The 21,420-nt window shown below is 71.8% G+C and carries 25 protein-coding genes and 2 pseudogenes; 15 read left to right on the forward strand and 12 right to left on the reverse strand.

The genetic code is table 11. From position 1 onward, the window contains the following. Window positions 1-13: 13 nt before the first annotated feature. Entirely contained in the window at window positions 14-694 is a 681-nt protein-coding gene (locus tag ABZ624_RS11140) for a pyridoxamine 5'-phosphate oxidase family protein (protein WP_360085316.1), read from the reverse strand. A gap of 69 nt (window positions 695-763) precedes the next feature. On the opposite strand from ABZ624_RS11140, the gene ABZ624_RS11145 reads away from it, so the two are divergent. Both ABZ624_RS11145 and ABZ624_RS11150 read left to right on the forward strand, forming a co-directional pair. After that, on the forward strand, window positions 764-2,095 hold the full coding sequence (locus ABZ624_RS11145) for an aminotransferase class I/II-fold pyridoxal phosphate-dependent enzyme (protein ID WP_360085319.1): 1,332 nt from the start codon (window positions 764-766) through the stop codon (window positions 2,093-2,095). A gap of 134 nt (window positions 2,096-2,229) precedes the next feature. Beyond that, entirely contained in the window at window positions 2,230-2,733 is a 504-nt protein-coding gene (locus tag ABZ624_RS11150) for a hypothetical protein (protein ID WP_360085322.1), read from the forward strand. Window positions 2,734-2,770: 37 nt separating this feature from the next. On the opposite strand, the gene ABZ624_RS11155 is transcribed toward ABZ624_RS11150, so the two are convergent. After that, window positions 2,771-3,706, reverse strand: a complete 936-nt coding sequence (locus tag ABZ624_RS11155) for a DMT family transporter (protein ID WP_360085325.1) — start codon at window positions 3,704-3,706, stop codon at window positions 2,771-2,773. A 74-nt stretch (window positions 3,707-3,780) separates the two neighbouring features. Between ABZ624_RS11155 and ABZ624_RS11160 the strand changes: the two genes are divergently transcribed. Then, window positions 3,781-4,683 (forward strand): LysR family transcriptional regulator, encoded by a 903-nt coding sequence (locus ABZ624_RS11160; RefSeq protein ID WP_360085328.1) that lies wholly within the window; start codon window positions 3,781-3,783, stop codon window positions 4,681-4,683. Window positions 4,684-4,686: 3 nt separating this feature from the next. On the opposite strand, the gene ABZ624_RS11165 is transcribed toward ABZ624_RS11160, so the two are convergent. Further along, a complete protein-coding gene (locus ABZ624_RS11165; protein ID WP_360085331.1) occupies window positions 4,687-5,157 on the reverse strand; it encodes a pyridoxamine 5'-phosphate oxidase family protein in 471 nt (156 codons plus the stop codon). A gap of 104 nt (window positions 5,158-5,261) precedes the next feature. Here ABZ624_RS11165 and ABZ624_RS11170 point away from each other — a divergent pair, with 104 nt between their 5' ends. After that, a complete protein-coding gene (locus ABZ624_RS11170) occupies window positions 5,262-5,906 on the forward strand; it encodes a cysteine hydrolase (protein ID WP_360085334.1) in 645 nt (214 codons plus the stop codon). A gap of 6 nt (window positions 5,907-5,912) precedes the next feature. On the opposite strand, the gene ABZ624_RS11175 is transcribed toward ABZ624_RS11170, so the two are convergent. Next, window positions 5,913-6,437 (reverse strand): Rieske (2Fe-2S) protein, encoded by a 525-nt coding sequence (locus tag ABZ624_RS11175; RefSeq protein ID WP_360085337.1) that lies wholly within the window; start codon window positions 6,435-6,437, stop codon window positions 5,913-5,915. Between the two features lie 181 nt (window positions 6,438-6,618). On the opposite strand from ABZ624_RS11175, the gene ABZ624_RS11180 reads away from it, so the two are divergent. The 7 genes from ABZ624_RS11180 (at window position 6,619) to ABZ624_RS11210 (ending at window position 12,747) form a co-directional block, all read left to right on the forward strand. Beyond that, window positions 6,619-7,383: a HipA family kinase gene (locus ABZ624_RS11180; RefSeq protein WP_360085340.1), complete on the forward strand. Its 765-nt coding sequence runs from the start codon at window positions 6,619-6,621 to the stop codon at window positions 7,381-7,383. Beyond that, the gene (locus ABZ624_RS11185; protein WP_360085343.1) at window positions 7,380-7,829 is read left to right on the forward strand and encodes a DUF3037 domain-containing protein; all 450 of its coding nucleotides are present in this window, start codon (window positions 7,380-7,382) and stop codon (window positions 7,827-7,829) included. Before ABZ624_RS11180 ends, ABZ624_RS11185 begins: the two co-directional genes overlap by 4 nt. 146 nt (window positions 7,830-7,975) lie before the next feature. Continuing rightward, complete coding sequence (gene fabG / locus ABZ624_RS11190) at window positions 7,976-8,737, forward strand: 3-oxoacyl-ACP reductase FabG (protein ID WP_360085346.1); 762 nt, start codon at window positions 7,976-7,978, stop codon at window positions 8,735-8,737. Between the two features lie 13 nt (window positions 8,738-8,750). Continuing rightward, on the forward strand, window positions 8,751-9,515 hold the full coding sequence (locus ABZ624_RS11195; protein WP_360085349.1) for an SDR family oxidoreductase: 765 nt from the start codon (window positions 8,751-8,753) through the stop codon (window positions 9,513-9,515). A 187-nt stretch (window positions 9,516-9,702) separates the two neighbouring features. Then, a complete protein-coding gene (locus ABZ624_RS11200) occupies window positions 9,703-11,280 on the forward strand; it encodes an ABC transporter substrate-binding protein (RefSeq protein ID WP_360085352.1) in 1,578 nt (525 codons plus the stop codon). 106 nt (window positions 11,281-11,386) lie between these two features. Then, window positions 11,387-12,070, forward strand: coding sequence for a uracil-DNA glycosylase (locus ABZ624_RS11205; RefSeq protein ID WP_360085355.1), 684 nt, complete (start codon window positions 11,387-11,389; stop codon window positions 12,068-12,070). 221 nt (window positions 12,071-12,291) lie between these two features. Further along, window positions 12,292-12,747, forward strand: a complete 456-nt coding sequence (locus ABZ624_RS11210) for a hypothetical protein (RefSeq protein ID WP_360085358.1) — start codon at window positions 12,292-12,294, stop codon at window positions 12,745-12,747. Window positions 12,748-12,813: 66 nt separating this feature from the next. On the opposite strand, the gene ABZ624_RS11215 is transcribed toward ABZ624_RS11210, so the two are convergent. The 3 genes from ABZ624_RS11215 to ABZ624_RS11225 form a co-directional block, all read right to left on the reverse strand. Then, on the reverse strand, window positions 12,814-13,287 hold the full coding sequence (locus ABZ624_RS11215; protein WP_360085361.1) for a hypothetical protein: 474 nt from the start codon (window positions 13,285-13,287) through the stop codon (window positions 12,814-12,816). Between the two features lie 115 nt (window positions 13,288-13,402). Beyond that, on the reverse strand, window positions 13,403-13,915 hold the full coding sequence (locus tag ABZ624_RS11220; RefSeq protein ID WP_360085364.1) for a DinB family protein: 513 nt from the start codon (window positions 13,913-13,915) through the stop codon (window positions 13,403-13,405). Between the two features lie 41 nt (window positions 13,916-13,956). Beyond that, window positions 13,957-14,547, reverse strand: a complete 591-nt coding sequence (locus ABZ624_RS11225) for a TetR/AcrR family transcriptional regulator (protein ID WP_360085367.1) — start codon at window positions 14,545-14,547, stop codon at window positions 13,957-13,959. An 81-nt stretch (window positions 14,548-14,628) separates the two neighbouring features. Between ABZ624_RS11225 and ABZ624_RS11230 the strand changes: the two genes are divergently transcribed. After that, window positions 14,629-15,798 (forward strand): FAD-dependent monooxygenase, encoded by a 1,170-nt coding sequence (locus tag ABZ624_RS11230; protein ID WP_360085370.1) that lies wholly within the window; start codon window positions 14,629-14,631, stop codon window positions 15,796-15,798. Window positions 15,799-15,808: 10 nt separating this feature from the next. Next, entirely contained in the window at window positions 15,809-16,720 is a 912-nt protein-coding gene (locus ABZ624_RS11235) for a Gfo/Idh/MocA family oxidoreductase (protein ID WP_360085373.1), read from the forward strand. On the opposite strand, the gene lnt is transcribed toward ABZ624_RS11235, so the two are convergent. The 4 genes from lnt to ABZ624_RS11255 form a co-directional block, all read right to left on the reverse strand. Continuing rightward, on the reverse strand, window positions 16,638-18,212 hold the full coding sequence (lnt, locus tag ABZ624_RS11240; protein ID WP_360085376.1) for an apolipoprotein N-acyltransferase: 1,575 nt from the start codon (window positions 18,210-18,212) through the stop codon (window positions 16,638-16,640). The two genes, ABZ624_RS11235 and lnt, sit on opposite strands and share 83 nt — an antisense overlap. A 169-nt stretch (window positions 18,213-18,381) precedes the next feature. Further along, window positions 18,382-18,873, reverse strand: a complete 492-nt coding sequence (locus ABZ624_RS11245) for a nuclear transport factor 2 family protein (RefSeq protein WP_360085379.1) — start codon at window positions 18,871-18,873, stop codon at window positions 18,382-18,384. Window positions 18,874-19,105: 232 nt separating this feature from the next. After that, window positions 19,106-19,585, reverse strand: a complete 480-nt coding sequence (locus ABZ624_RS11250) for a hypothetical protein (RefSeq protein WP_360085382.1) — start codon at window positions 19,583-19,585, stop codon at window positions 19,106-19,108. A 100-nt stretch (window positions 19,586-19,685) separates the two neighbouring features. Then, the gene (locus tag ABZ624_RS11255; protein WP_360085385.1) at window positions 19,686-19,865 is read right to left on the reverse strand and encodes a hypothetical protein; all 180 of its coding nucleotides are present in this window, start codon (window positions 19,863-19,865) and stop codon (window positions 19,686-19,688) included. Between the two features lie 354 nt (window positions 19,866-20,219). Between ABZ624_RS11255 and ABZ624_RS11260 the strand changes: the two are divergent. After that, window positions 20,220-20,564 (forward strand): annotated as a pseudogene (locus tag ABZ624_RS11260) (DUF6807 family protein); the annotation flags it as partial. After that, window positions 20,561-20,809, forward strand: a pseudogene (locus ABZ624_RS11265) (cupin); the annotation flags it as partial. The pseudogenes ABZ624_RS11260 and ABZ624_RS11265, both read left to right, overlap by 4 nt. A gap of 29 nt (window positions 20,810-20,838) precedes the next feature. On the opposite strand, the gene ABZ624_RS11270 reads toward ABZ624_RS11265, so the two are convergent. Continuing rightward, window positions 20,839-21,309: a helix-turn-helix domain-containing protein gene (locus ABZ624_RS11270; protein ID WP_360085388.1), complete on the reverse strand. Its 471-nt coding sequence runs from the start codon at window positions 21,307-21,309 to the stop codon at window positions 20,839-20,841. Between the last annotated feature and the right edge of the window lie 111 nt (window positions 21,310-21,420).

Below are 21,420 nucleotides of genomic sequence, written 5' to 3' on the forward strand. Positions count from 1 at the left end.
GTCCTGTCCGGGTCTACCGCGCCTTCAGATAGTCCGGCAGCTCGACGCCGGCCGCCAGGTCGGCGTTGGGCACCGGCGCGTCGTAGCCCTTGCGGAGCGGGACGACGCCGGCCCAGTGCGGCAGCGCGAGGTCGTCCGGCTCGTCGTTCGCGCCGCCGGTGCGGACCTTGGCCGAGACCTCGTCCAGATCCAGGCGGATCACCGCGGTGGCGGCCAGCTCCTTCTTGTTCGCGGGCCGGGAGTCGGCGGCGCGGCCCGGCACGACGTGGTCCACCAGCGCGTCCAAGGCCACCCGCCGCTCCTCGGGGTCGGTGACCTGGCGCGCGACGCCGTGCACCACCACGGAGCGGTAGTTGATGGAGTGATGGAAGGCGGAGCGGGCCAGCACCAGCCCGTCCACGTGGGTGACGGTCAGGCACACCGGCAGACCCGGGTCGGCCTCGCCGGTCATCCGCAGCGGACGGGAACCGGTGGACCCGTGCACATAGAGCCGCTCCCCGACCCGTCCGTACAGCGTCGGCAGCACCACCGGTGCCCCGTCGCGGACGAAGCCCAGGTGGCACACGTACCCCTCGTCGAGTATCGCGTGCACCAGTTCCTTGTCGTACGACGCCCGGTCCGCGGAGCGGGTGGGCACGGTGCGGTGGGTCGGGGTGTAGGCGGCGGCCTGGGTTTCCTCGGTCGTCCCCTGCATGACGGTCCCTCCAAGGCGAGCAATGGCGAGCATTGGCGATCTGTATTGCACTAGTGCATAATGTTCTTTGTGCTAGGAGAGTATCCCATCGAAGGGCGCGGTGCGGCAGAGATCGCGGCCAGCGTCGAGCGCGCGGTCGGCGCCGGTGAGCTGCGGCCGGGTCAACCCCTTCCTCCCCTGCGGGAGTTGGCGACCCGGCTAGGAGTGAACCCGAACACCGTCGCGGCGGCCTACCGCACCCTGCGTGAACGCGGAGTGATCGAGACGTCCGGCCGTCGGGGCAGCCGCATCCGGCCCAAGCCGGCCACCACGGGCCGCGAGGAACTGCGCGTGGAGGTCCCCGCCGGAGGCCGTGACCTGGCCGCCGGCAACCCCGACCCGGCCCTGCTGCCCCGCCTCGCCCCGGCCCTGGCCGCGGCGGCCGAGGAGGGCGACCGGCGGCCCGTCCTCTACGGCGACGATCCGGTCGACCCGGACCTCGTCCGCGTCGCCCGCGCCGAACTCGACGCCGACGGCGTCCCCGACGGCCCGCTGACCGTGACCTCCGGCTCCCTCGACGCCATCGAGCGCGTCCTCGCCGCCCACCTCAAACCGGGCGACGCGGTCGCCGTCGAGGACCCCGGCTGGGGCAGTGTCCTCGACCTGGTCCCCGCCCTGGGGCTGCGCACGGTCCCCGTGGGCGTGGACGACGACGGACCGAGCCCCGACGACCTGCGGCGCGCCCTGGAGTCCGGGGCCCGCGCCCTGATCGTCACCGACCGCGCACAGAACCCGACCGGCGCGTCGGTGACCGCCGCACGCGCGCGTGCCCTGCGCGCGGTCCTGCGCGAGCACCCGCAGACCCTGCTGATCGAGGACGACCACGGCCACGGCATCGTCGGCCTTCCGCTGCATCCCCTCGCGGGCACCACCCGCCACTGGGCCGTCGTCCGCTCCGCCTCCAAGGCCTACGGCCCCGACCTGCGCGTGGCCGTCCTCGCCGGCGACCCGGTCACCATCGACCGCGTGCGGGGCCGTCAACGCCTGGGCCCCGGCTGGGTGAGCCTGCTGCTGCAGCGGACCGTCGTCCGGCTCTGGACCCAGGGCGCAGTGGACCGGACGGCGGTGGCGAAGGCGTACGGGGCCCGGCGGGACGCGCTCGTCGGGGCACTGGCAGAGCGTGGGGTTGCCTCGCATGGGCGGAGCGGCATGAACGTATGGGTTCCGGTCCCCGACGAGACGGGCGCGGTGGCCCGTCTCGTCCAGCGGGGCTGGGGGGTCGCCCCGGGCGCCCGATTCCGCCTGAACAGCGGCCCGGCGATCCGGATCACGATCTCGACGCTCACGGAGAAGGACATCGGCCCCCTGGCGGAGGCGGTGGCGGCGGCGGTACGTCCCTCTCCAGCACGGGTCTACGGCTAGGCCCTGTCGTCAAATTCCCGCCTGCCCGATGGCGACAGGACCTAGGGGTGGGCGTCGCGGGGGGACTGGTCCCGCCAACCCGGCGGGAACCGTACACGGCCGCCGGCAGTCTCTGTGGGGGGAGGGGTTGCCGCATGGATGCCGACACTGTGACCGCCATATGCGCGACTGTCATCGCCACCGCCTCATTCGGTGTGTCGATCCAGCAGGGCCGTGTCGCCCGGCAGCACAACCGCCACTCCGTTGCCCCTGTCCTGGAGATCTGGACACAACGGCGCCTGGGCGGGCAGACCGGCATCAGCCTGGCCAATCATGGTCTGGGGCCCGCATTCGTCACCCGCTCGAACGTATGGCTCGACGGCGTCCACCTCGGAAGCTGGGGCGGAGAGGCGCTGGAGACCATCCGCAACGCCGTCCGGGAGCGTCCCGCAGGTATGGGCATGACGCGACGCCCCTGGGTGATACCAGCAGGTACCTCACGCTTCCTGCTCCACGTCGAGCATTACGACCCCCAGCGACACGAGGATCTCTGGCACTTGGTCAGACACCGGCTCGCCGTTGAGATCACCTACGAATCGATCTACGGCGACAGCTACCGGATCTCGCGCCTCCCCGAGGGCGATTCTCCGCCCCTGTGAAGCCGTGAACGGATCGACGTCATCGTGTCGGCCGTGATCAGGCGCCCTTCTTGGCCCGCACCTGAGTAAGCGCGGCCCCCGCAAGAACGATCACGGCCCCCACCGGCGTGGTCCACCGCAGCGACTCCCCGAGGATCGCAACGCCCGCTCCCGTGGCGACGACCGGAATGAAGTACGTGACCATCTGCGCGGTCGTCGGACCGACCTCCGCGACCAAGCCGTACTGGATCAGCACCGCCAGCCCGGTGCCCAGCGCCCCCAGCGCGGCGACCGCCAGCAACGGCACCAGGGAGACATGCGTCGGGAAACCGGCGAACACCGGCGTGACAACGGCCAGTTGAAGCGTCGCCAACAACAGCTGCGCCCCCGTCATCGACAGATGGGAGTTACCCGTCCCCGCCAGCGTCCGCCGGACGTAGATCCAGCCCACCGGGTAGCTCAGCGACGCCAGCAGTGCCATGGCCGTACCCGTGGCGTCCAGCCCGTGGAAGCCCTGCCACACACCCAGCACCGTCAGAACGCCCAGGAACCCCAGTCCGAGTCCGGCCACGCGGACCCGGGTCGGCCGGTCCTCGGAGAGCGCGACCAGCGACAGGGCCATCCCCCACAGGGGCGACGTCGCGTTGCAGATACCGGCAAGCGTGGACGGAATCGTCAGCTCCGAGTAGGCGAAGAGGGAGAACGGCAGGGCGTTCAGGAGGAACGCGGCGACCGCCATGTGGCCCCACAGCCGGGCCCCGCGCGGAAGCCGCTCCCGCTTGGCCGCCATCGCCGCCGCCAGTACCGCCGTACCGAACACGAGGCGCCCGAGTGTGACCTGGAAAGGCGCGTATCCCTCCGTGCCCACCTTGATCAACAGAAAGCTGAAACCCCAGATCAGGGACAGTGCGCCGAAGCGCAGCCGCCAGTCGAGGCGGGCGCGGGGACGGACGGGGGCGGGGGACTGGGTGCGGGTTGTGGTGACCGTGCTCATGACCTCAACGATGGTGCAAGCAACCTCGTAGCACAATCGAGATTTTCCACGAGACATCTCTTAGAATCACTTACATGTTGAACCTGGAGCGCCTGCGCACCCTCGACGCCCTCGCCCGGCACGGCTCGGTCAGTGCGGCGGCGGACGCGCTGCACGTCACGACGTCCGCCGTCTCCCAGCAACTGGGCAAGCTGGAGCGCGAGATCGGCCAGCAGCTCCTCGCCAGGAACGGCCGGGGCGTGCGGCTCACGGACGCCGGCCGGCTGCTGTCGGAGCACGCGGCGCGCATCCTGTCGCAGGTCGAACTGGCCGAGTCCGACCTGGAGGCGCACCGCGGGCAGGTCGTCGGCGAGCTACGGCTGTCGGCGTTCCCGACCGCCGCCCGCGGGCTCTTCCCGGCCGCGCTCGGCGCGCTGCGGGCCGAGCATCCCGGGCTGCGCGTGCGCTCCAGCGAGCTGGAACCGGAGCCGGGCATCGCCGGCGTCGTCCGCGGCGATCTGGATCTCGCGGTGGTCCTGGACTGGTACAACAAGCCGATGCCCGTGCCCGACGGCCTGGTCAAGGCGCCCCTGCTGGACGACCCGGCCGATGTCGCCATGCCCCTCGGGCACCGGCTCGCCGACCGGGACGAGGTGGACCTCACCGAGTTCGCCGAGGACGAGTGGATCACCTGGGGCGAGGGCCAGTTCTGTCACGAGTGGCTGATGTTCACGCTGCGGTCCAAGGGCATCGAGCCGATCGTCGGCCACCGCGCCGGCGAGACCCACACCCAACTCAGCCTCGTCGCTTCGGGGTTGGGTGTGTGCATCGCGCCGCTGCTGGGCCGTCACCCGGTCCCGGACGGTGTGGTCCTGGTACCGCTCAGGCAGCGGGTGCGCCGGCATGTGTACGTGGTCTGGCGGGCGGACGCCGACCGCCGCCCCTCGATCCGGGCCGCGGTCGGGGCCCTGCGCACCGCCGCGCAGGAACTGGGCTGAGCCCTACGCCCCGCCCAGCTTCCGGAAGTCCCAGGAGACGATCTCCTCCGGGGTCAGCCGGGCCCAGGCGTGCCGGCCGTCGTGCGGCATCTCGTCCAGGCCGAAGTTCTTCCGCGCGAACAGCGTCTCGGCCGTGTCGAGTTCGGCGCACAGCTCCCCGGTGCGCGGCACCTCGCCCACGAACTCCACCCGGCCGGACAGCTCGACCCCGCGCAGCTGGTCGTACTCCTCGCCGGAGTCGATCACCACGGCCACCCGCGGATCGCGGCGCAGCTGTGCCCAGCGCCGGCTGCGCACCACCGAGTACAGCCACAGCGAGGTGCCGTCCCAGGCGAACCAGAGCGCGCTGACATGCGGAGTGCCGTCCGCCGAGACGGTCGCGACCCGGCAGGTGCGCTGACTGGTGAGGAACGCGTCCAGCTCGCCGGGTGTCATCATGATCTTCCGGCCCCGGCGCTGCTGAGTGACGGTCATTGGCCCCCCTCTTCTCCCACGTCGTGCCAGAGAACTATCGTGTCCCGGAGATCCTCTGACATCACGTCAGAAAAGAGAAGGGTCGTCTTCAAAAGGGGCGTGCCATGCCGTCGCACGAGCAGCTCGGCCAACTCCTCGACCCCGTGCACACCGTCCTGCTCACCGTGGAGTGCCAGCAGGGGGTCGTCGGACCCGGCAGCGCGCTGCCCGAACTCGCCCGCGAGGCCCGCTCCTCGGGCGCGCTGCGCCAGGTGGCCCGGCTCGTCGCCGCCGCCCACGAGACCGGTGTCCAGGTCGTCCACGCAGTCGCCGAGCGCCGCCCGGACGGCCGGGGCGCGAGCCGCAACGCCCGGCTGTTCCGGGCCGCCGAACGGCTTCCCGTGCAGCAGTTGAGCGGCAGTACGGCGGTGCGCGTGGCGCCGCCCATCGAGGTCACCGAGGAGGATCTCGTCGTACGCCGGCTGCACGGCCTGTCCCCGATCCACGGCACCGAGGCCGACGCCCTGCTGCGCAATCTCGGCTGCCGCACGCTGATCGTCAGCGGTGTCTCCGCCAACGTGGCGATACCCAACGCGGTGTTCGACGCGGTCAACCTCGGCTACACCGTCGTCGTCCCGGCCGATGCCATCGCGGGGGTGCCCGCCGACTACACGCCCGCGATGATCCGGCACACTCTCGCGCTCATCGCCACGGTCTCCACCACCGACGAGGTGCTCGGTTGCCTCGGACGGCCGCGCGGGCGGGCCTGAGAAGGCTCAGGCCAGCTTGATCTCGTCGCCGGAGACGGTGATCTTCGCCGCGGGCAGCGGCTGCGTCGCGGGACCCTTCTTCACACTGCCGTCCTCGGCGGAGAAGTGACTGTTGTGACACGGGCACACGATCACGCCGTTCGCCACGCTGCCCACGGCACACCCCTGGTGGGTGCACTTGGACGAGAACGCCTTGTACTGGCCCGCTGCCGGCTGGGTGACCACGACACCCCGGTCCTTGAAGACCTTGCCGCCGCCCTCGGGGATGTCGGAGGTCTTGGCGAGCGCGATGCCGCCGGTGGAGCCGCCGCCGTTCTGCGAGGCTCCCGTGGAGCCGGTGCTGCCCGCGGTCCCGGTGGAGCCTGCCGTGCCTGCCGTGCCGGCGGAACCGGAGCCGGTATCGGCCTTGTCCGCCGAGTTGTCGCCCGAACCGCAGGCGGTCAGCGCGGCGGCGAGCCCCGCCGCTCCGGCCGCCGCCACAACGGTACGGCGGGCGGGTCCGGTGGCCGGCTGGGGCGATGCGCTGGTCATGTGGCGTTCCCTTCCACGGAGCTTCTCGTGATCCGCCCAGGGGTACGGCGCTCGGGCGCCACCCGTTCAGACGGGCACCCGGATCCTTGCCGTCCGGGCACGAGACGGCCGTGAGCCACAGCCGTCGATCTGCTCCCGGCCCCACCCCGGCAACCCGCGGCGGTCCCAGTAACCTGGGGCGATGCTCAAGGAAGTCACCGCGACCCGCTACATCACGCCGCTGCGTGAGGGGGGCTCGCTGCCGGGGCTCGTCGAGGCCGACGACTTCGGGACGTACGTCATGAAGTTCACCGGCGCCGGACAGGGCCGCAAGACGCTGGTCGCCGAGGTGGTGTGCGGCGAACTCGCCCGCCGCCTCGGATTCCGGATGCCGCGTCTGGTCACCGTCCAGCTGGACCCGGTCCTCGGACTCGGCGAGCCCGAGCATCAGGTGCAGGACCTGCTCAGGTCCAGCGGCGGCACCAACCTCGGCATGGACTTCCTCTCCGGGGCCCTCGGCTACGACCCGCTCGCCTTCCCGGTGAGCCCCGAGGAGGCCGGCCGGATCGTCTGGTTCGACGCGCTGATCAACAACGTGGACCGCTCCTGGCGCAACCCCAACCTCCTCGTGCACCGCGGAGAGCTGTGGCTCATCGACCACGGCGCGACGATGATCTGGCACCACAACTGGCCCTCCGCCGAGGCCTCCGCGGCCCGCCCCTACGACGCTCGCGACCACGCCCTCGCCCGCTTCGCCCCGGACGTCACCGCCGCCGCGGCGGAGCTGGCACCCCGGGTCACCGAGGACCTCCTCGCCGAGGTCACCGCCGAGATCCCCGACGCCTGGCTCGCCGACGAGCCGGGCTTCGACACCCCGGACGAACTGCGGCGGGCCTACGCGCGACCGCTGCTCACGCGGGCGGGAGCAGTCCACGAGCGCATCACCGGCACCGAGGGGACCAAGTGAGCGAGACCCACATCCACATGGCCGGCCATGTCACCGAGCGGCACATCACCCGGGCGGGCCAGGGCGGCGACCGGGACGTGTTCGAGTACGCGCTGCTGCGGGTCGTACCGCGCGTGGAGCGCGGCGAGTGCATCAACGCGGGCGTGGTCGTCTACAGCCGCGCGCAGGGCTATGTCGGCGCCCGTACCCATCTCGACGAGGCCCGGCTGCTCGCCCTCGACCCGCGGGCCGACGTGGCCGGGATCCAGGCCGCGCTCGACGCGGTCGAGCGGCACTGCGCGGGCGGCGAGGAGGCGGGGCAGGCGGCCCGGGACGACGCCGGGCGGCGCTTCCGCTGGCTGATCGCGCCCCGTTCCACCGTCGTCCAGCCCGGCCCCGTGCACACCGGGCTCACCACCGACCCGGCCGCCGAGACGGTGCGCTTGCTGGACCTCCTCGTGAGGTAATGGATCACAACGGCAGGGTGGGCCGTTGACACCGGGTGCCAGGGCTTCTAGCGTCACCTGTGCTGAAGGTACTAAGCGGTCGCTCACCGCATCACCAGGCCCCTGAAGGGCCTGACAGGTTCTCTCAAGGGCGAGGAGAAGCAGCAATGTCCACCACTGAACAGCGGGTCGCGGTAGTCACCGGCGCGGCGCGCGGCATCGGCGCCGCCACTGCCGTACGGCTGGCCGCCGAGGGCCGCGCCGTCGCCGTGATCGACCTCGACGAGGCCGCCTGCAAGGACACCGTCGAGAAGATCACCGCCGCCGGCGGCAAGGCGATCGCCGTCGGCGCGGACGTCTCCGACGAGGCGCAGGTCGAGGCGGCAGTCGCCCGGATCGCCGAGGAGCTGGGCGCCCCGACGATCCTCGTCAACAACGCGGGCGTGCTGCGCGACAACCTGCTGTTCAAGATGAGCGTCTCCGACTGGGACACCGTCCTGAACGTCCATCTGCGCGGCTCCTTCCTGATGACCAAGGCCGTGCAGAAGCACATGGTCGACGCGGGCTTCGGCCGGATCGTCAACCTGTCCTCCTCCTCGGCGCTCGGCAACCGCGGCCAGGCCAACTACTCCGCCGCCAAGGCGGGCCTGCAGGGCTTCACCAAGACCCTCGCCATCGAGCTGGGCAAGTTCGGCATCACCGCCAACGCCGTCGCCCCCGGCTTCATCGCCACCGAGATGACCAAGGCCACCGCCGACCGCGTCAAGATGGACTTCGACGACTTCAAGAAGGCCGCCGCCACCCAGATCCCGGTGCAGCGCGTCGGCGAGCCCGAGGACATCGCCAACGCCATCGCCTTCTTCACCGGCGAGGCGGCCGGCTTCGTCTCCGGCCAGGTGCTGTACGTCGCCGGCGGACCGCTCAACTAAGGGATACAGGTACATGACTTCCGCTGAACTGCCCGAGCTGTCGGGCAAGGTCGCCCTGGTCACCGGCGCCAGCCGCGGCATCGGCTACGGCGTCGCCGAGGCCCTCGTCGCCCGCGGCGACCGCGTGTGCATCACCGGCCGGGGCGAGGACGCCCTGAAGGAGGCCGTCGAGAAGCTCGGCTCGGACCGGGTCATCGCCGTCGCCGGCAAGGCCCACGACCTGGCCCACCAGGCCGAGGCCGTCGAGCGCACCATGGAGGCCTTCGGCCGCCTGGACTTCCTGGTCAACAACGCGGGCACCAACCCGGTCTTCGGGCCCATCGCGGACCTCGACCTGGACGTGGCCCGCAAGGTCTTCGAGACCAATGTGATCTCCGCGCTCGGCTTCGCCCAGAAGACCTGGCACGCCTGGCAGAAGGACAACGGCGGCGCGATCGTCAACATCGCCTCGATCGCTGGCCTCGCGCCCTCGCCGTTCATCGGCGCCTACGGCGTCAGCAAGGCCGCGATGATCAACCTGACCCAGCAGCTGGCGCACGAGTTCGCGCCCCGGGTGCGGGTCAACGCGATCGCCCCGGCCGTGGTCAAGACCAAGTTCGCGCAGGCCCTGTACGAGAACCGCGAGGAGGAGGCGGCCGCCGCCTACCCGCTCGGCCGGCTCGGCGTGCCCTCCGACATCGGCGGCGCCGCGGCCTTCCTCACCTCCGAGCAGTCCGACTGGATCACCGGTCAGACGCTCGTCGTGGACGGCGGCATCTTCCTGAACGCCGGGGTGTGAGCCACCTCCCGGGCGTCGATTTTCGGACGGATCGGCGCCCGGGAGGCCGCAGGGAGTCCGCACAGCGGACTGACAACGTCGTCATGACGAAGTCGATCAAGAAGCCCTTTTTCAGGGGTGGTTCAGAGCGCCGAACGCTGCGGTATGGTCTGCCGACCCTTGGTATGGCAGATCGAGGAGCGTGCGCGTGTTCAACCGGAACCGATTCCTGCGGAGAGTCGCGGCGATCGCGTCCATATCCCTGGTGGCCGGCTGCAGTCTGCTGTCCGGCGGTGACGGCGACAGCAAGGGGCCGATCGTCGTGGGCACCACCAGCGCCCCCAGCACGCTGGACCCCGCCGGCGCCTATGACGGCTCCTGGGAGCTGTACCGCAACATCTTCCAGACACTGCTCGCCTACCCCAACGGTGCCACCACCCCCCAGCCCGACGCCGCCCAGCGCTGCTCCTTCACGGACTCCACCAGCCGCACCTACCGCTGTACGCTGCGCGCGGGCATGAAGTTCGCCGACGGCGACCCGCTGAACGCCCAGGCCGTCAAGCACTCCATCGACCGCATCCGCACGATCAACGCCCCCGGCGGCCCCGCCGGACTGCTCGGCAGCCTGGACCGGGTGCAGGTGCTCGGCGACCGCGACGTCGTCTTCCACCTCAACCAGCCCGACGCCACCTTCCCCTTCGTGCTGGCCACCCCCGCCATGTCGATCGTCGACCCGGACGACTACCCCGCGCGCTCACTGCGCAAGGACGACCAGGTGTACGGCTCGGGGCCGTACAAGCTCCAGTCGTACCAGGACGACCAGCAGGCCGTCCTGGTCCGCAACGAGAACTACCAGGGCTTCGCCAAGCGGCAGAACGACGCGGTGACCATCCGCTACTTCCAGGACTCGGCCGGCATGGTCAAGGCGCTGCGTGACAAGCAGATCGACGTCACCTACCGCGGTCTCGCCGCCGACGACATCCTCGCCCTCCAGCAGCACGACGACACCAGCCTCCAGCTGGTCGACGGCGCGGGCACCGACATCAGCTATCTGGTGTTCAACCCCAAGGACCCCTGGGCCAAGGAGCCCGCCGTACGCAAGGCCGTCGCCCAGATCGTCGACCGGGGCGCCATCGCGCACAAGGTCTACAAGGACACGGTCGACCCGCTGTACTCGATGGTCCCCAAGGGCCTGACCGGACACGCCACCGGCTTCTTCGACGACTACGGCGACCCGAGCGTCCCCAAGGCCCGCAAGATCCTCTCCGACGCGGGCATCCACCAGCGCGTCCCGCTCACCCTCTGGTACACCACCGACCGCTACGGCTCCGAGACGGCGCTGATGTTCCAGGAGCTGAAGCGGCAGCTGGAGGCCTCCGGGCTGTTCACCATCACGCTCAAGAGCCGCCCCTGGAAGACCTATGTGGTCGGCTACCAGAAGGGCGAGTACCCGGTGTTCGGCCGCGGCTGGTTCCCGGACTTCCCCGACGCGGACAACTTCATCGCCCCGTTCGTCGGCGAGCACAACGCGCTCGGCACGCCCTACCCGTCCAAGGAGATCACCGGCCAGTTGCTGCCCCACTCGCGGGCGGTGAGCGACCGCGCCCAGACGGTCAAGGACATGGAGCAGGCCCAGCAGATCATGGTGAACGACGCCCGGCTGATCCCGCTGTGGCAGGGGAGGCAGTTCGTCGCCGCGAGCGACGACATCTCCGGCGGCGAACAGGCCCTCGACCCGTCGACGATCATGATGATGTGGACGCTGCACCGCAAGACCAGCTGGTGAGTACGGGGAACGGCCCTCGCGGCACCGATTGTCAGTGGTCGCCTGTAGGTTCTGAGAACGGAAGTGACCGCACGCCGTAATTGATCGACATCGTGAGGACGTTGACGTGACCGACATCGCCATGCTGCCCGAGTCCTGGCGCGGGGTTCTGGGCGACGAGCTGCAGCAGCCCTACTTCAAGGAGCTGACCGAGTTCGTCGAGGAGGAGCGGGCGAAGGGCCCCGTCTATCCGCCGCGCGAGGAGGTCTTCGCCGCGCTGGACGCGACACCGTACGACCAGGTCAAGGTCCTCGTCCTCGGTCAGGACCCGTATCACGGCGAGGGCCAGGGCCACGGTCTGTGCTTCTCGGTCCGCCCCGGGGTGAAGACCCCGCCCTCGCTCCGCAACATCTACAAGGAGATGAAGGAGGAGCTGGACCTGCCGGTCCCGGACAACGGCTATCTGATGCCGTGGGCCCGACAGGGCGTGCTGCTGCTCAACGCGGTCCTCACGGTCCGGGGCGGGGAGGCGAACTCGCACAAGGGCAAGGGCTGGGAGAAGTTCACCGACGCCGTCATCCGCGCGGTGGCCTCCCGGCCGGACCCCGCGGTCTTCGTCCTGTGGGGCAACTACGCGCAGAAGAAGCTGCCGCTGATCGACGAGACCCGGCATGTGGTGGTCAAGGGCGCGCACCCCTCACCGCTGTCCGCGAAGAAGTTCTTCGGCTCCCGCCCGTTCACCCGGATCAACGAGGCGATCGCCGCGCAGGGGCATGAGCCGATCGACTGGCGCATCCCGAACTTGGCGTGAGGGCCGCCCCGGGGCGGGCGGCGCCTCGAAGTCGACGGCGCCGCAGCTCGCTGGGGGTGCAGGGGTGTGTGTGATGTGCGGCTGCGCCGCGTGGACGCGCCCAGCCGCTACGGACCCGCAGGTCATCACCGGCCCCCGGCACAACGGCGCCGCCTGACCCGCAAAACCCGCGGAGCCGGTTAGCGTCGGAGCGGACAACCGACGACGGCCCGGAGGACGCGGTGACGGAGCGGCAGGAGCAGGCGGCACTGGATCCCATGCTGACGCGGATCGGGCAGGTCGTGATGCTCCACCACGGCGGCGACCGCGAGGAGGCCCGCAGCCGCTTCCTGGACCTGTGGGCGGAGATCGGCGAGGCCGGCGACCCGCTGCACCGCTGCACCCTCGCCCACTATCTCGCGGACACCCAGGACGACCCGGAGGACGAACTCGCCTGGGATCTCAGGGCGTTGTCGGCGGCGGAGGAGCGGGGAGCTCCGCTGGGCGTGCGGGGCTTTCTCCCCTGCCTGCATCTCAATCTTGCCGCCGATTATGTGAAGCTGGGCCGTGATGACGCCGCCCGCAGTCAGCTGCGCCGGGCGCGGGCGACCGCCGGTGCTTTGGCCGACGACGGATACGGTGACGGGGTGCGGGCCGCGATCGGCCGACTGGAGTTTCGGCTGGGGGAAGACGCCTGAGAGCGTGCCGCGCTGCGCCGTCGTGCGGGGTGCCGCGCCGTCGTGGCTGGTAGCGCCGTCCCCCGGTCAGTGGCCGTAAGCCCGGTCGCAGATCACCGACTCCGGGCTGTCGGTGCGCCAGCCGCCGTACTTCCTGCCGAGGGCGCACACGTCCGGGGTCTCGGGGACGGAGGTCGGCAGGTTCGGGTCGGCCGTGTGCGAGCGCCGGTGATGCTCGGGGCGGGCGCGCCGGCGCGGGGGAGCAGGAGGGGCGGCCGCGGGCCGATGCGGCACCGGGGCCCCCTCCGCCCGGCGCTGCGGCGTAGCCGGTCCCGGGTGCTTCGGATGGTGGGACGGGCCGGTCATCTCCAGCGCCTCCTGGGCCGGTGCCTGCACCACGCGGGGCTCCGCGCTGCCGTCCGGCCGGGGCGCCGTCGGCAGTGAGGGTGCCGTGTCGCGGGGCGGCGCGGGTGACGCCGGGCGCTGTACCGTCACACAGCCGGAGAGGGCCGAGACGGCCACGGTGGCCAGGAGCACTGCGGTGGTCGTCGTTCGATGCACCCGCGCAACTCTGCTGGGTCGGCCCCCGGCTTGGCAGCAGGGAGCCGATGTCGATGCCCCCGCACGGGTGATCTCGTGCCCCGTGCGGAGGATTCCGGCGTACCGAAGGTGACGTTCAGTCGCCGGTGGCGCCGTCGATCCGCTCACGGACCAGATCGGCGTGGCCGTTGTGCCGGGCGTACTCCTCGATCATGTGCGTGTAGATCCAGCGCAGGCTGAACGGATCCTCGGTGGACCTGCTCTTTCCCTTCGACAGGTCGTCGAGCTCGAAACCGGCCGCGTTCCGCCGGGCGACGTCGATCTCCGCCTGCCAGGTCGTGTACGCCTCCTGCCAGGTGTCGGCCTCGGTGAGATGGAACTCGCCGTCCCGGTCCTCGTCGGTGTAGTAGATCGGCCCGGGGTCGTCGCCCACCAGCACCTTGCGGAACCAGCTCCGTTCCACCTCCGCCATGTGCCGCACCAGCCCCATGAGGGACAGCTCGGAGGGTGGCACGGACGCCGTCCGCAACTGCTCGTCGCTCAGCCCCTCGCACTTCCAGGCCAGTGTCCGGCGGTGGTAGTCCAGCCAGCCCTCCAGCATCTCGCGTTCACCGGCGGTCACGGCGGGCTCCAGGCGTTCGGTCGTCATGCTCGTATCATCACCGATGATCATGCGGCCCCACCAGGCGTTTACCGGCCCAGCAGGCCCGTGAGCAGTTCCCGCAGGCCTCTGCGGACCTCCTCCAGGCCCGGCACCTGTGCGCTGAACGAACCCGCGACGCACGAGAACATCAGCCCGTCCGCCCAGGCGACCAGGGACAGCACGTGCCGGGACGGGTCGGGCGAGCCGACGGCGGTGAGCAGCGTGGCCAGCTGTTCCTTGAAGACGGCACCGGTCCGGTCGTAGAAGGCGCGCAGTTCGGGGCGACGGGTGGCCTCCAGGGCGAGTTCGTAGCGGGCGATCAGCAGCTCGCGCCCCTGGGTCAGGGAGCGGTGCACGGCGAGGGCAAGCCCGTCGGCCAGCGCGTCGACCCCGCCGCTCGGATCCGGCAGCTCCGCCACGTCCAGTACCCGGGCCTCACGTTCGGCATGCCGTCGTACCGCCAGCTCCAGCAGCGCCTGCCGGGTGCGCGCCACATTCGAGGTCGAGCCCGGCGGCAGCCCCGCCGCCTCGTCCACCGCCCGGTGTGTCAGCCCGCGCATCCCGCGCTCGGCGAGCAGGTCGAGGGCGGCGTCGGCGACGAGATCGGCACGGGAGGCGCCGGGGGTGCGTACGGACATGAGGTGACCCTATCGGCCTCACTACGGCTGTAGTAGTGTCGGAGAAACTACAGGTGTAGTCAGCGGGGCTCGGGAGGAACCATGGCTCAGTCGGGGCGTGCGATCGTCATCGGGGGCGGCATCGGAGGTCTGGCCGCGGCGGCGGCCCTGCACCGCAGGGGCTGGGATCTGACCGTGCTGGAGCGGGCCGGCTCCCTGGAACCGGTCGGCGCGGCCATCTCGCTCGCCCCGAACGCCCTGCGCGCCCTCGACGTGCTCGGCATCGGCGAGGAGATCCGCGACCTCGCCGCCTGGCAGGGTGACGGCGGGCTGCGCACCCCGGGCGGGCGCTGGCTGTCCCGCTCCAGCGCCGAGGCGGCCGCCGCCCGCTTCGGCGGCCCGCTGGTCCTGCTGCCCCGCGCCACCCTGGTCGACCGCCTCGCCGCCCTGCTCCCACCCGGTGCCGTGCGCACCGGGTCCGCCGCGGTCCTCGCCGACCCCGGCGACGGCCGACGCCCCGCCCGGGTCACCACGGGCGACGACGAGTTCGAGGCCGCGCTGGTGGTCGGCGCGGACGGCATCAACTCCCGGGTGCGCGGCGCCCTGTTCCCGGCGCATTCCGGCCCGGTGTACGCCGGGTTCACCACCTGGCGGGTCCTGGTCCCCGTGCCCGGCGTCGAGTTCGCCTCGCACGAGACCTGGGGCCGGGGCCGCATCTGGGGCACCCACCCGGTCAAGGACGGCCGGGTCTACGCCTATGCGGCGGCCATGACCCCGGCCGGCGGGCGGGCGCCGGACGACGAAAAGGCCGAACTGCTGCGCCGGTTCGGCGACTGGCACGAGCCCGTCCCCGCCGTCCTCGCCGCAGCCCGCCCCGAGGACGTGCTCCGGCACGACGTCCACCACCTCGCCACGCCCCTGCCCGCCCACCACTGTGGCAGGGTCGCCCTGCTCGGTGACGCCGCCCACGCCATGCCGCCGACCCTCGGCCAAGGCGGCAACCAGGCCATCGAGGACGCCGTGGTGCTCGCCCACCACTCCCGCGACCTCGCCGCCTACAGCGCCGCGCGCCTCCCGCGCACCACCGCCATCGCCCGCCAGGCCGTCAAGATCGCCCGCCTGAACATGGCCGGCAACCCCGTCGCCGTCGCCGTACGCGACACCGTGATCGCGGCCCTGTCGAAGGCCGGTCCCGCGCTCTTCCTGCGCGGCTTCGACGGCATCGCCGACTGGCGGCCCCCGTATGCTGCCGGGGAGGCAATCAAGCGGTAGGGGAGAGCACGTGAAGGTCGGCTGCATCGGACTCGGGGACATCGCACAGAAGGCGTATCTGCCGGTGCTGGGCGCCCAGCCGGGGATCGAACTGCACCTCCAGACGCGGACGCCCGCCACCCTGGACCGGGTCGCGGACACCCTGCACCTGCCGGCCGACCGGCGGCACACCACGCTCGACTCGCTGCTCGCCGCCGGCCTCGACGCGGCCTTCGTACACGCGCCGACCGCCGTCCACCCCGAGATCGTCACCCGGCTGCTCCAGGCCGGCGTACCGACGTACGTGGACAAGCCGCTCGCCTACGAACTCGCCGACTCCGAGCGGCTGGTGGCGCTCGCCGAGCAGCGTGGGGTGTCCCTCTCCGTCGGCTTCAACCGCCGGTACGCGCCCGGGTACGCCCAGTGCCTGGAGCACCCGCGCGAGCTGATCCTCCTGCAGAAGAACCGGATCGGGCTGCCCGAGGAACCGCGCTCGATGATCCTGGACGACTTCATCCACGTCGTCGACACCCTGCGGTTCCTGGCGCCCGGCCCGGTGGACGACGTCACCGTGCGCGCCCGCGTCCAGGACGGGCTGCTGCACCACGTGGTGCTCCAGCTGGGCGGCGACGGCTTCACCGCGCTCGGCGTGATGAACCGGCTCAGCGGTTCCACGGAGGAGATCCTGGAGGTCTCCGGGCAGGACACCAAACGGCAGGTGCTCAACCTCGCCGAGGTGATCGACCACAAGGGCCAGCCGACCGTACGCCGCCGCGGTGACTGGGTGCCGGTGGCCCGGCAGCGCGGCATCGAACAGGCGGTTCTCGCCTTCCTCGACGCCGTGCGCGCCGGCAAGCTGCTCAGCGCCCAGGACGCGCTGGCGACCCATGAGCTGTGCGAGCGGGTGGTACGAGCGGTTCGGGACCGCTTCGCCGCAGCCTGAGCGCCCGCACACCCTCGGTCGCACCCAGCGCGGCCAGTACCAGCAGCGCGCCGTGCACCGGCCAGTCGCCGTACCGGACGTACGGCGTGACGCCGTGCGCGAGCGGTACGTCGTACACGTGCGCGGCGCTCGCGTCCGTGCCGAGCCACGGCCCGAGCCGCTGCCCGGCCGGCCCGTACACCGCCGAGACACCGGTGAGGGTCGCGTGCACCATCGGCCGGCCGGTCTCGGCGGCCCGCAGCGCGGCCAGCGAGGCATGCTGCTCCGGCGCCCAGCTGCCCTGGAACGTGGAGGTGGCGGACTGGCCGAGCAGGACGTCCGCGCCGTCTTGCGCCAGATGCCGGCTCATGTCCGGGAACGCGGTCTCGAAGCAGATCAGCGGGCCGATCCGCAGCCCGTGCCCGACGTGCATGACGACCTGCTCGGTGCCGCGCCCGCGGTCCTCGCCGGCCGCCTTGCCGACCGAGGTGGCCCAGCCGAGGAGCGAGCGGGCGGGTATGTACTCGCCGAAGGGGACGAGCCGCATCTTGTCGTACCGTTCGCCGGTCGGGCCGTCCGGGCCGACCAGCACCGAACTCTTGTAGATGCCGGGCCGGTCGGAGCGGCGCGCGTCCACGTTCACCAGCACATCGGCGCCGGTCCGACGGGACAGCGCGGCGATCCGCCGGGCCAGGTCGGGACGGTGGTCCAGGTCGAAGCCGACGCTGGACTCGCCCCACACGACCAGGCCGACGCCCTGCCCGGCGAGCCGCCGGGTCAGCTGTTCCTCCCGGGCGAAACGCTTGTCGCCGCTGTCGTGACCGTCCACGACTCCCGGCTGTACGACGGCGATCCGGACCTGACCGTCGGTCTGCGGGCGCGGCGCCCACGCCCACGCGGCCGAGGCCGCGGCGGCCGTGGCGACCAGCGAGGCCACGGCCGGCACTCTGGACTCCCGCACCGACATCAGGACGGCCGCCGCCACGTTCACGGCCACGATCAGAAAGCTGAGCAGCCACACCCCGCCGACCGAGGCCAGCCGCAGCGCGGGTGACACCTGCCACTGGCTGGCGCCCAGCATGCCCCACGGCCCGCCGAGCCCCTGCCAGGACCGCACCAGCTCCACCATCAGCCAGGCGGACGGCAGCACCAGCAGCGCGGCGGCGCCCCGGCCCGGCCCGGGCCGCCCGCCGAGGAAACGGCGCACCAGCAGGCCCCAGGGTGCCCACAGCGCGCCGAGCAGGGCGGCGATCAGGAAGATGAACACGTGCAGGCTCGGCAGCAGCCAGTGGTGCACGGCCACCAGGTAACCGAAGCCGCCGCTCCAGCCGTCGTACGCCGCCCGCCGGGCGGTCGGGGCCGAGCGGGCCAGCAGGATCCAGGGGACCAGGGCGACGTACGCGAACCACCACAGGGACGGCGCGGGGAACGCGAGCACGGGCAGGGCGCCCACGAGAGCGGCGGCGCAGCTGCGACGCCAGGGGGAGGTCAGCCAGCGGTCGATCGTCCTCATGTGGACCCTCCGTACCCAGGGCTGGCTCCAGTGTGCGCGATCCGAGCGATCTCCTCCAGGGATGCGGTTCATGCCAATCGGCCGGCCCCTACAACCACCACCGCTGCCACACCGCACTCGGCGGCCGGCCACTGATCAGCCGTGTGAACAACGCTTCAGGTCGATACACCTAGGCCCTGTCGTCACCTTCCCTGGCCCAGGGCTCCGCAGGCGACCGGCGCCATTTTTCGTGGACGACCACCTCGCGCAGGCGCCACCCCTGTGACGTGCGGAGCAGCGCGAAGGCGTAGCGGCCCCCGCAGACCATGTCGGGGGCGGTGGGGCCGGCATCACTCGTGAAGCGCATCGGGTTCAGGTAGTCGGCCCGCACCGCGGCGGTGTCGCCCGTGTCGTGTTCCAGGACGCCGAAGCGCAGCCGGCGGTTGACGATCAGATGCTGGCGCATGGAGAACGCCGCGAGACTCTCGGCGAGCCATCCGGCGACCTGCCCCGCGTCGCCCTCGACGCCGCCGGCCGAACGGTAGTCGGCCCGCCCGTCCGCCGTGAACAGCCCTCGGTACGCCGTCCAGTCGCCGTCGTCCACCGCCACCGCGTACGCGGTGATCAACTCGTCGACGGCCAGCCGGTCCATCACGGTCGCGAGCTCCGCGCGTTGCGTCATCGGCACAGTGTTGGGCATCGCGGGCGCGGAGCCAAGAGGCGTGCGGGGGCATTCGGCCGTGTCGGGGTATCAGCGGCGGCGTGGAGCCATGACCGTTGCCGGCTGAACAGGGCCTGGTCGGCCCGTCGCAGGGACACCGACCCGAGCGGGCCCGGTCCCGGTCCAGCACCGACTGTCCGGGCAGAGGCACGGGCTGCGCCAATGGCCGCGACCGCCGTGGACCCGCGGCCGGCTACTCGATGCCCAGCGGTCCGATACCCAGGTCCTCACGCATGGTGTGACGCATCTGAGCCATGGCCGTGCGCCGCTGCGCTACCAGGGGCGCCTCCTCGGCGGAGCCGACGGTCACGCCCCGGGCGTAGGCATCGCGTAGTGCGCGCAGACCGTGGAACGCCTCGTTTCCCGCCGCCACGACCTGCGGTGGTCCCACGAGCCAAAGGCGTTCACTCGCTGTGTAGATGCCGGTGCCACGGACGGCCTCCCGCACGGCCGCGTCACGGGCCGACGCGGACATGTGATCGCCCAAGGCGACGGCCCGTATCTCTTCACCTGCGGCTTTGAGGGCGGAAACGAACTCGGTGTACACCTCGCGCCGTATTTCCAGCGCGTGTCTGGCCTCCTCCCGTTTCCACCGGTTGCGATCGGCGATCAGCGTGGCCGCGATACCGATGGCGGCACCGGTCAGTGTGGAAAGCAGGGGCATCCAGTCCATGGGCCGCAGCCTGTCCGACACGGCGCGCCCACACCAGTGGCTCTCACCGTGAACGCGGGTTCGCCGATCGCGACCGGCCGACCGTGGAGCGCGGCCCGCATCAGGCCGCCTCGATGATCTCGCCGCGGATCGCCTCGGCCCACTCGACCACCAACAGCTCGTACTCCGCGCGTTCCTGGGCCGACAGGGTGCCGCCCGCACGCAGCCACAGCGCCCGTATCTGCTCGTTCACCTCGGCAGCAGAGCGCACGGAACCAGAGGGCAGGGAATGGGGGGACATGCGGACAGCCTAGGGGCGCACCCTGACAGTGCGCTACCACCCGGCTACAGGGAAGGTATGGGGTTGGTCACCGTCGCCCGCCCGCCGCGCCCTCAGTCGCTCCAGACCACGAGGCATATGCCTCGCCGGTGCCGAGCGGAAGAGGGTGCGAGTCGCGGTGAAGTGCCCGGCCGGGCGGCCCTCTACGTCACCGGTAACGGGATGGAATGCGCAGGTCGCGGCGGCTGCGGAGGAGCGGGGAGCGGCTGCGCGAGAAGAGCGGGCGGGTCGGGTTCGCACCGGGGCCGGGAGATGTCCGAAACAGCGGCGCCCGCCGCTCACTCGCGACTCCGCCGCGTGCGGGCTCAGAACGTCCGCCGAGACCCGGAGGTCCACGACGTCGACCTGGGCTCCGGCACCTGGGCGCTCACCTGGACCGGCGCCGTCACCAACCGCCGTGCCGAGCCGCTCCGCTTCGGCAGCCCGACCACCGCGGGGCGCGAACCGGCGGGCCACACCGGTCTGTTCTGGCGCGGCCCGCGCGCCTTCCGGGAGGGGCGGATCGTCGGCCCGTGGGGGAGGGGCCCTCCCTGATGGGCACCCAGGCGCCGTGGCTCGCGTACTGCGGCGAGCGCGACGGCAGCGACGGCCACGCCACGCTCGTCTCCGCCCGCCCCGGAGAACGACCACTCCGGCGCGGGCGGAACCCACCCCGCCCACAGGCCGAGCGGGAGCGGGCCGCCCGCGCTCGGCGGGACCTGGCCCTGGAGGGGTACCGGGCGCTGCGCGAGGCCTCCGGCCCCGAAGTGCCGGCTGCCTTCCATCGGGCCGCCGCCGCGCTGGTGAGGCCCCGGATCGCCGAGTGGCGTCAGCGGTGGGGGAGCGGTGCACTGGCGGCGGCCGAGGCCACCGGGCGGCATCCGGAGCGGCTGGCGGCGGGTGACCCCACCCATCTCGCTGAGGCCTTCTTCGTGGCTGGTCGCTCACCCAGGCGTCACGCCGCCGTTGGGCCCGTGATCGTCCACCCCGGCGCCTGCGGATGGGCCGTGAGGTCCTCGTGGCGTACCTCGTCGCCGCAGGCCCGGCAGGTGACGACCGGGACCAGTTCGTTGCCGCAGATGTGCTCGACGGCCATGGGCAGGTCGGTGCCCTTGCGGAGATGGCGGTCGCCCCACTCCTTGAGCGTCATCAGGACCGGCTCCAGCTCCAGTCCCGCCTGGGTGGCCCGGTACTCGAAGCGCTGCGGGCGCTCGCTGTAGACGCGCTTGGTGAGGATCCCGGCGTCCACGAGCCGGCGCAGCCGGGCGGCCAGGATGTCGCGCGGGGCGCCGATGTTGCGCACGAGCTGGTCGAAGCGGCCGTTGCCCAGGCACACCTCGCGCAGGACGAGCAGGGAGTACTTCTCGCCGACCAGCGCGAGGGCGTCGGCGATGGAGCAGGGGCGCGGATCTCTCGTGGCGGCCATGAAGGCCAGTCTAGATGAGGGTTTGATTTTCCAACCCGCAGGGCTATCGTGAGTTTGGATTTCCTACTCACTGGTAGCTGCCGTGGTCCGCCGCGGCAGCCAGGCGGCCAA

This window comes from Streptomyces sp. NPDC007205 (genome assembly GCF_040634095.1).
GTDB lineage: Bacteria > Actinomycetota > Actinomycetes > Streptomycetales > Streptomycetaceae > Streptomyces.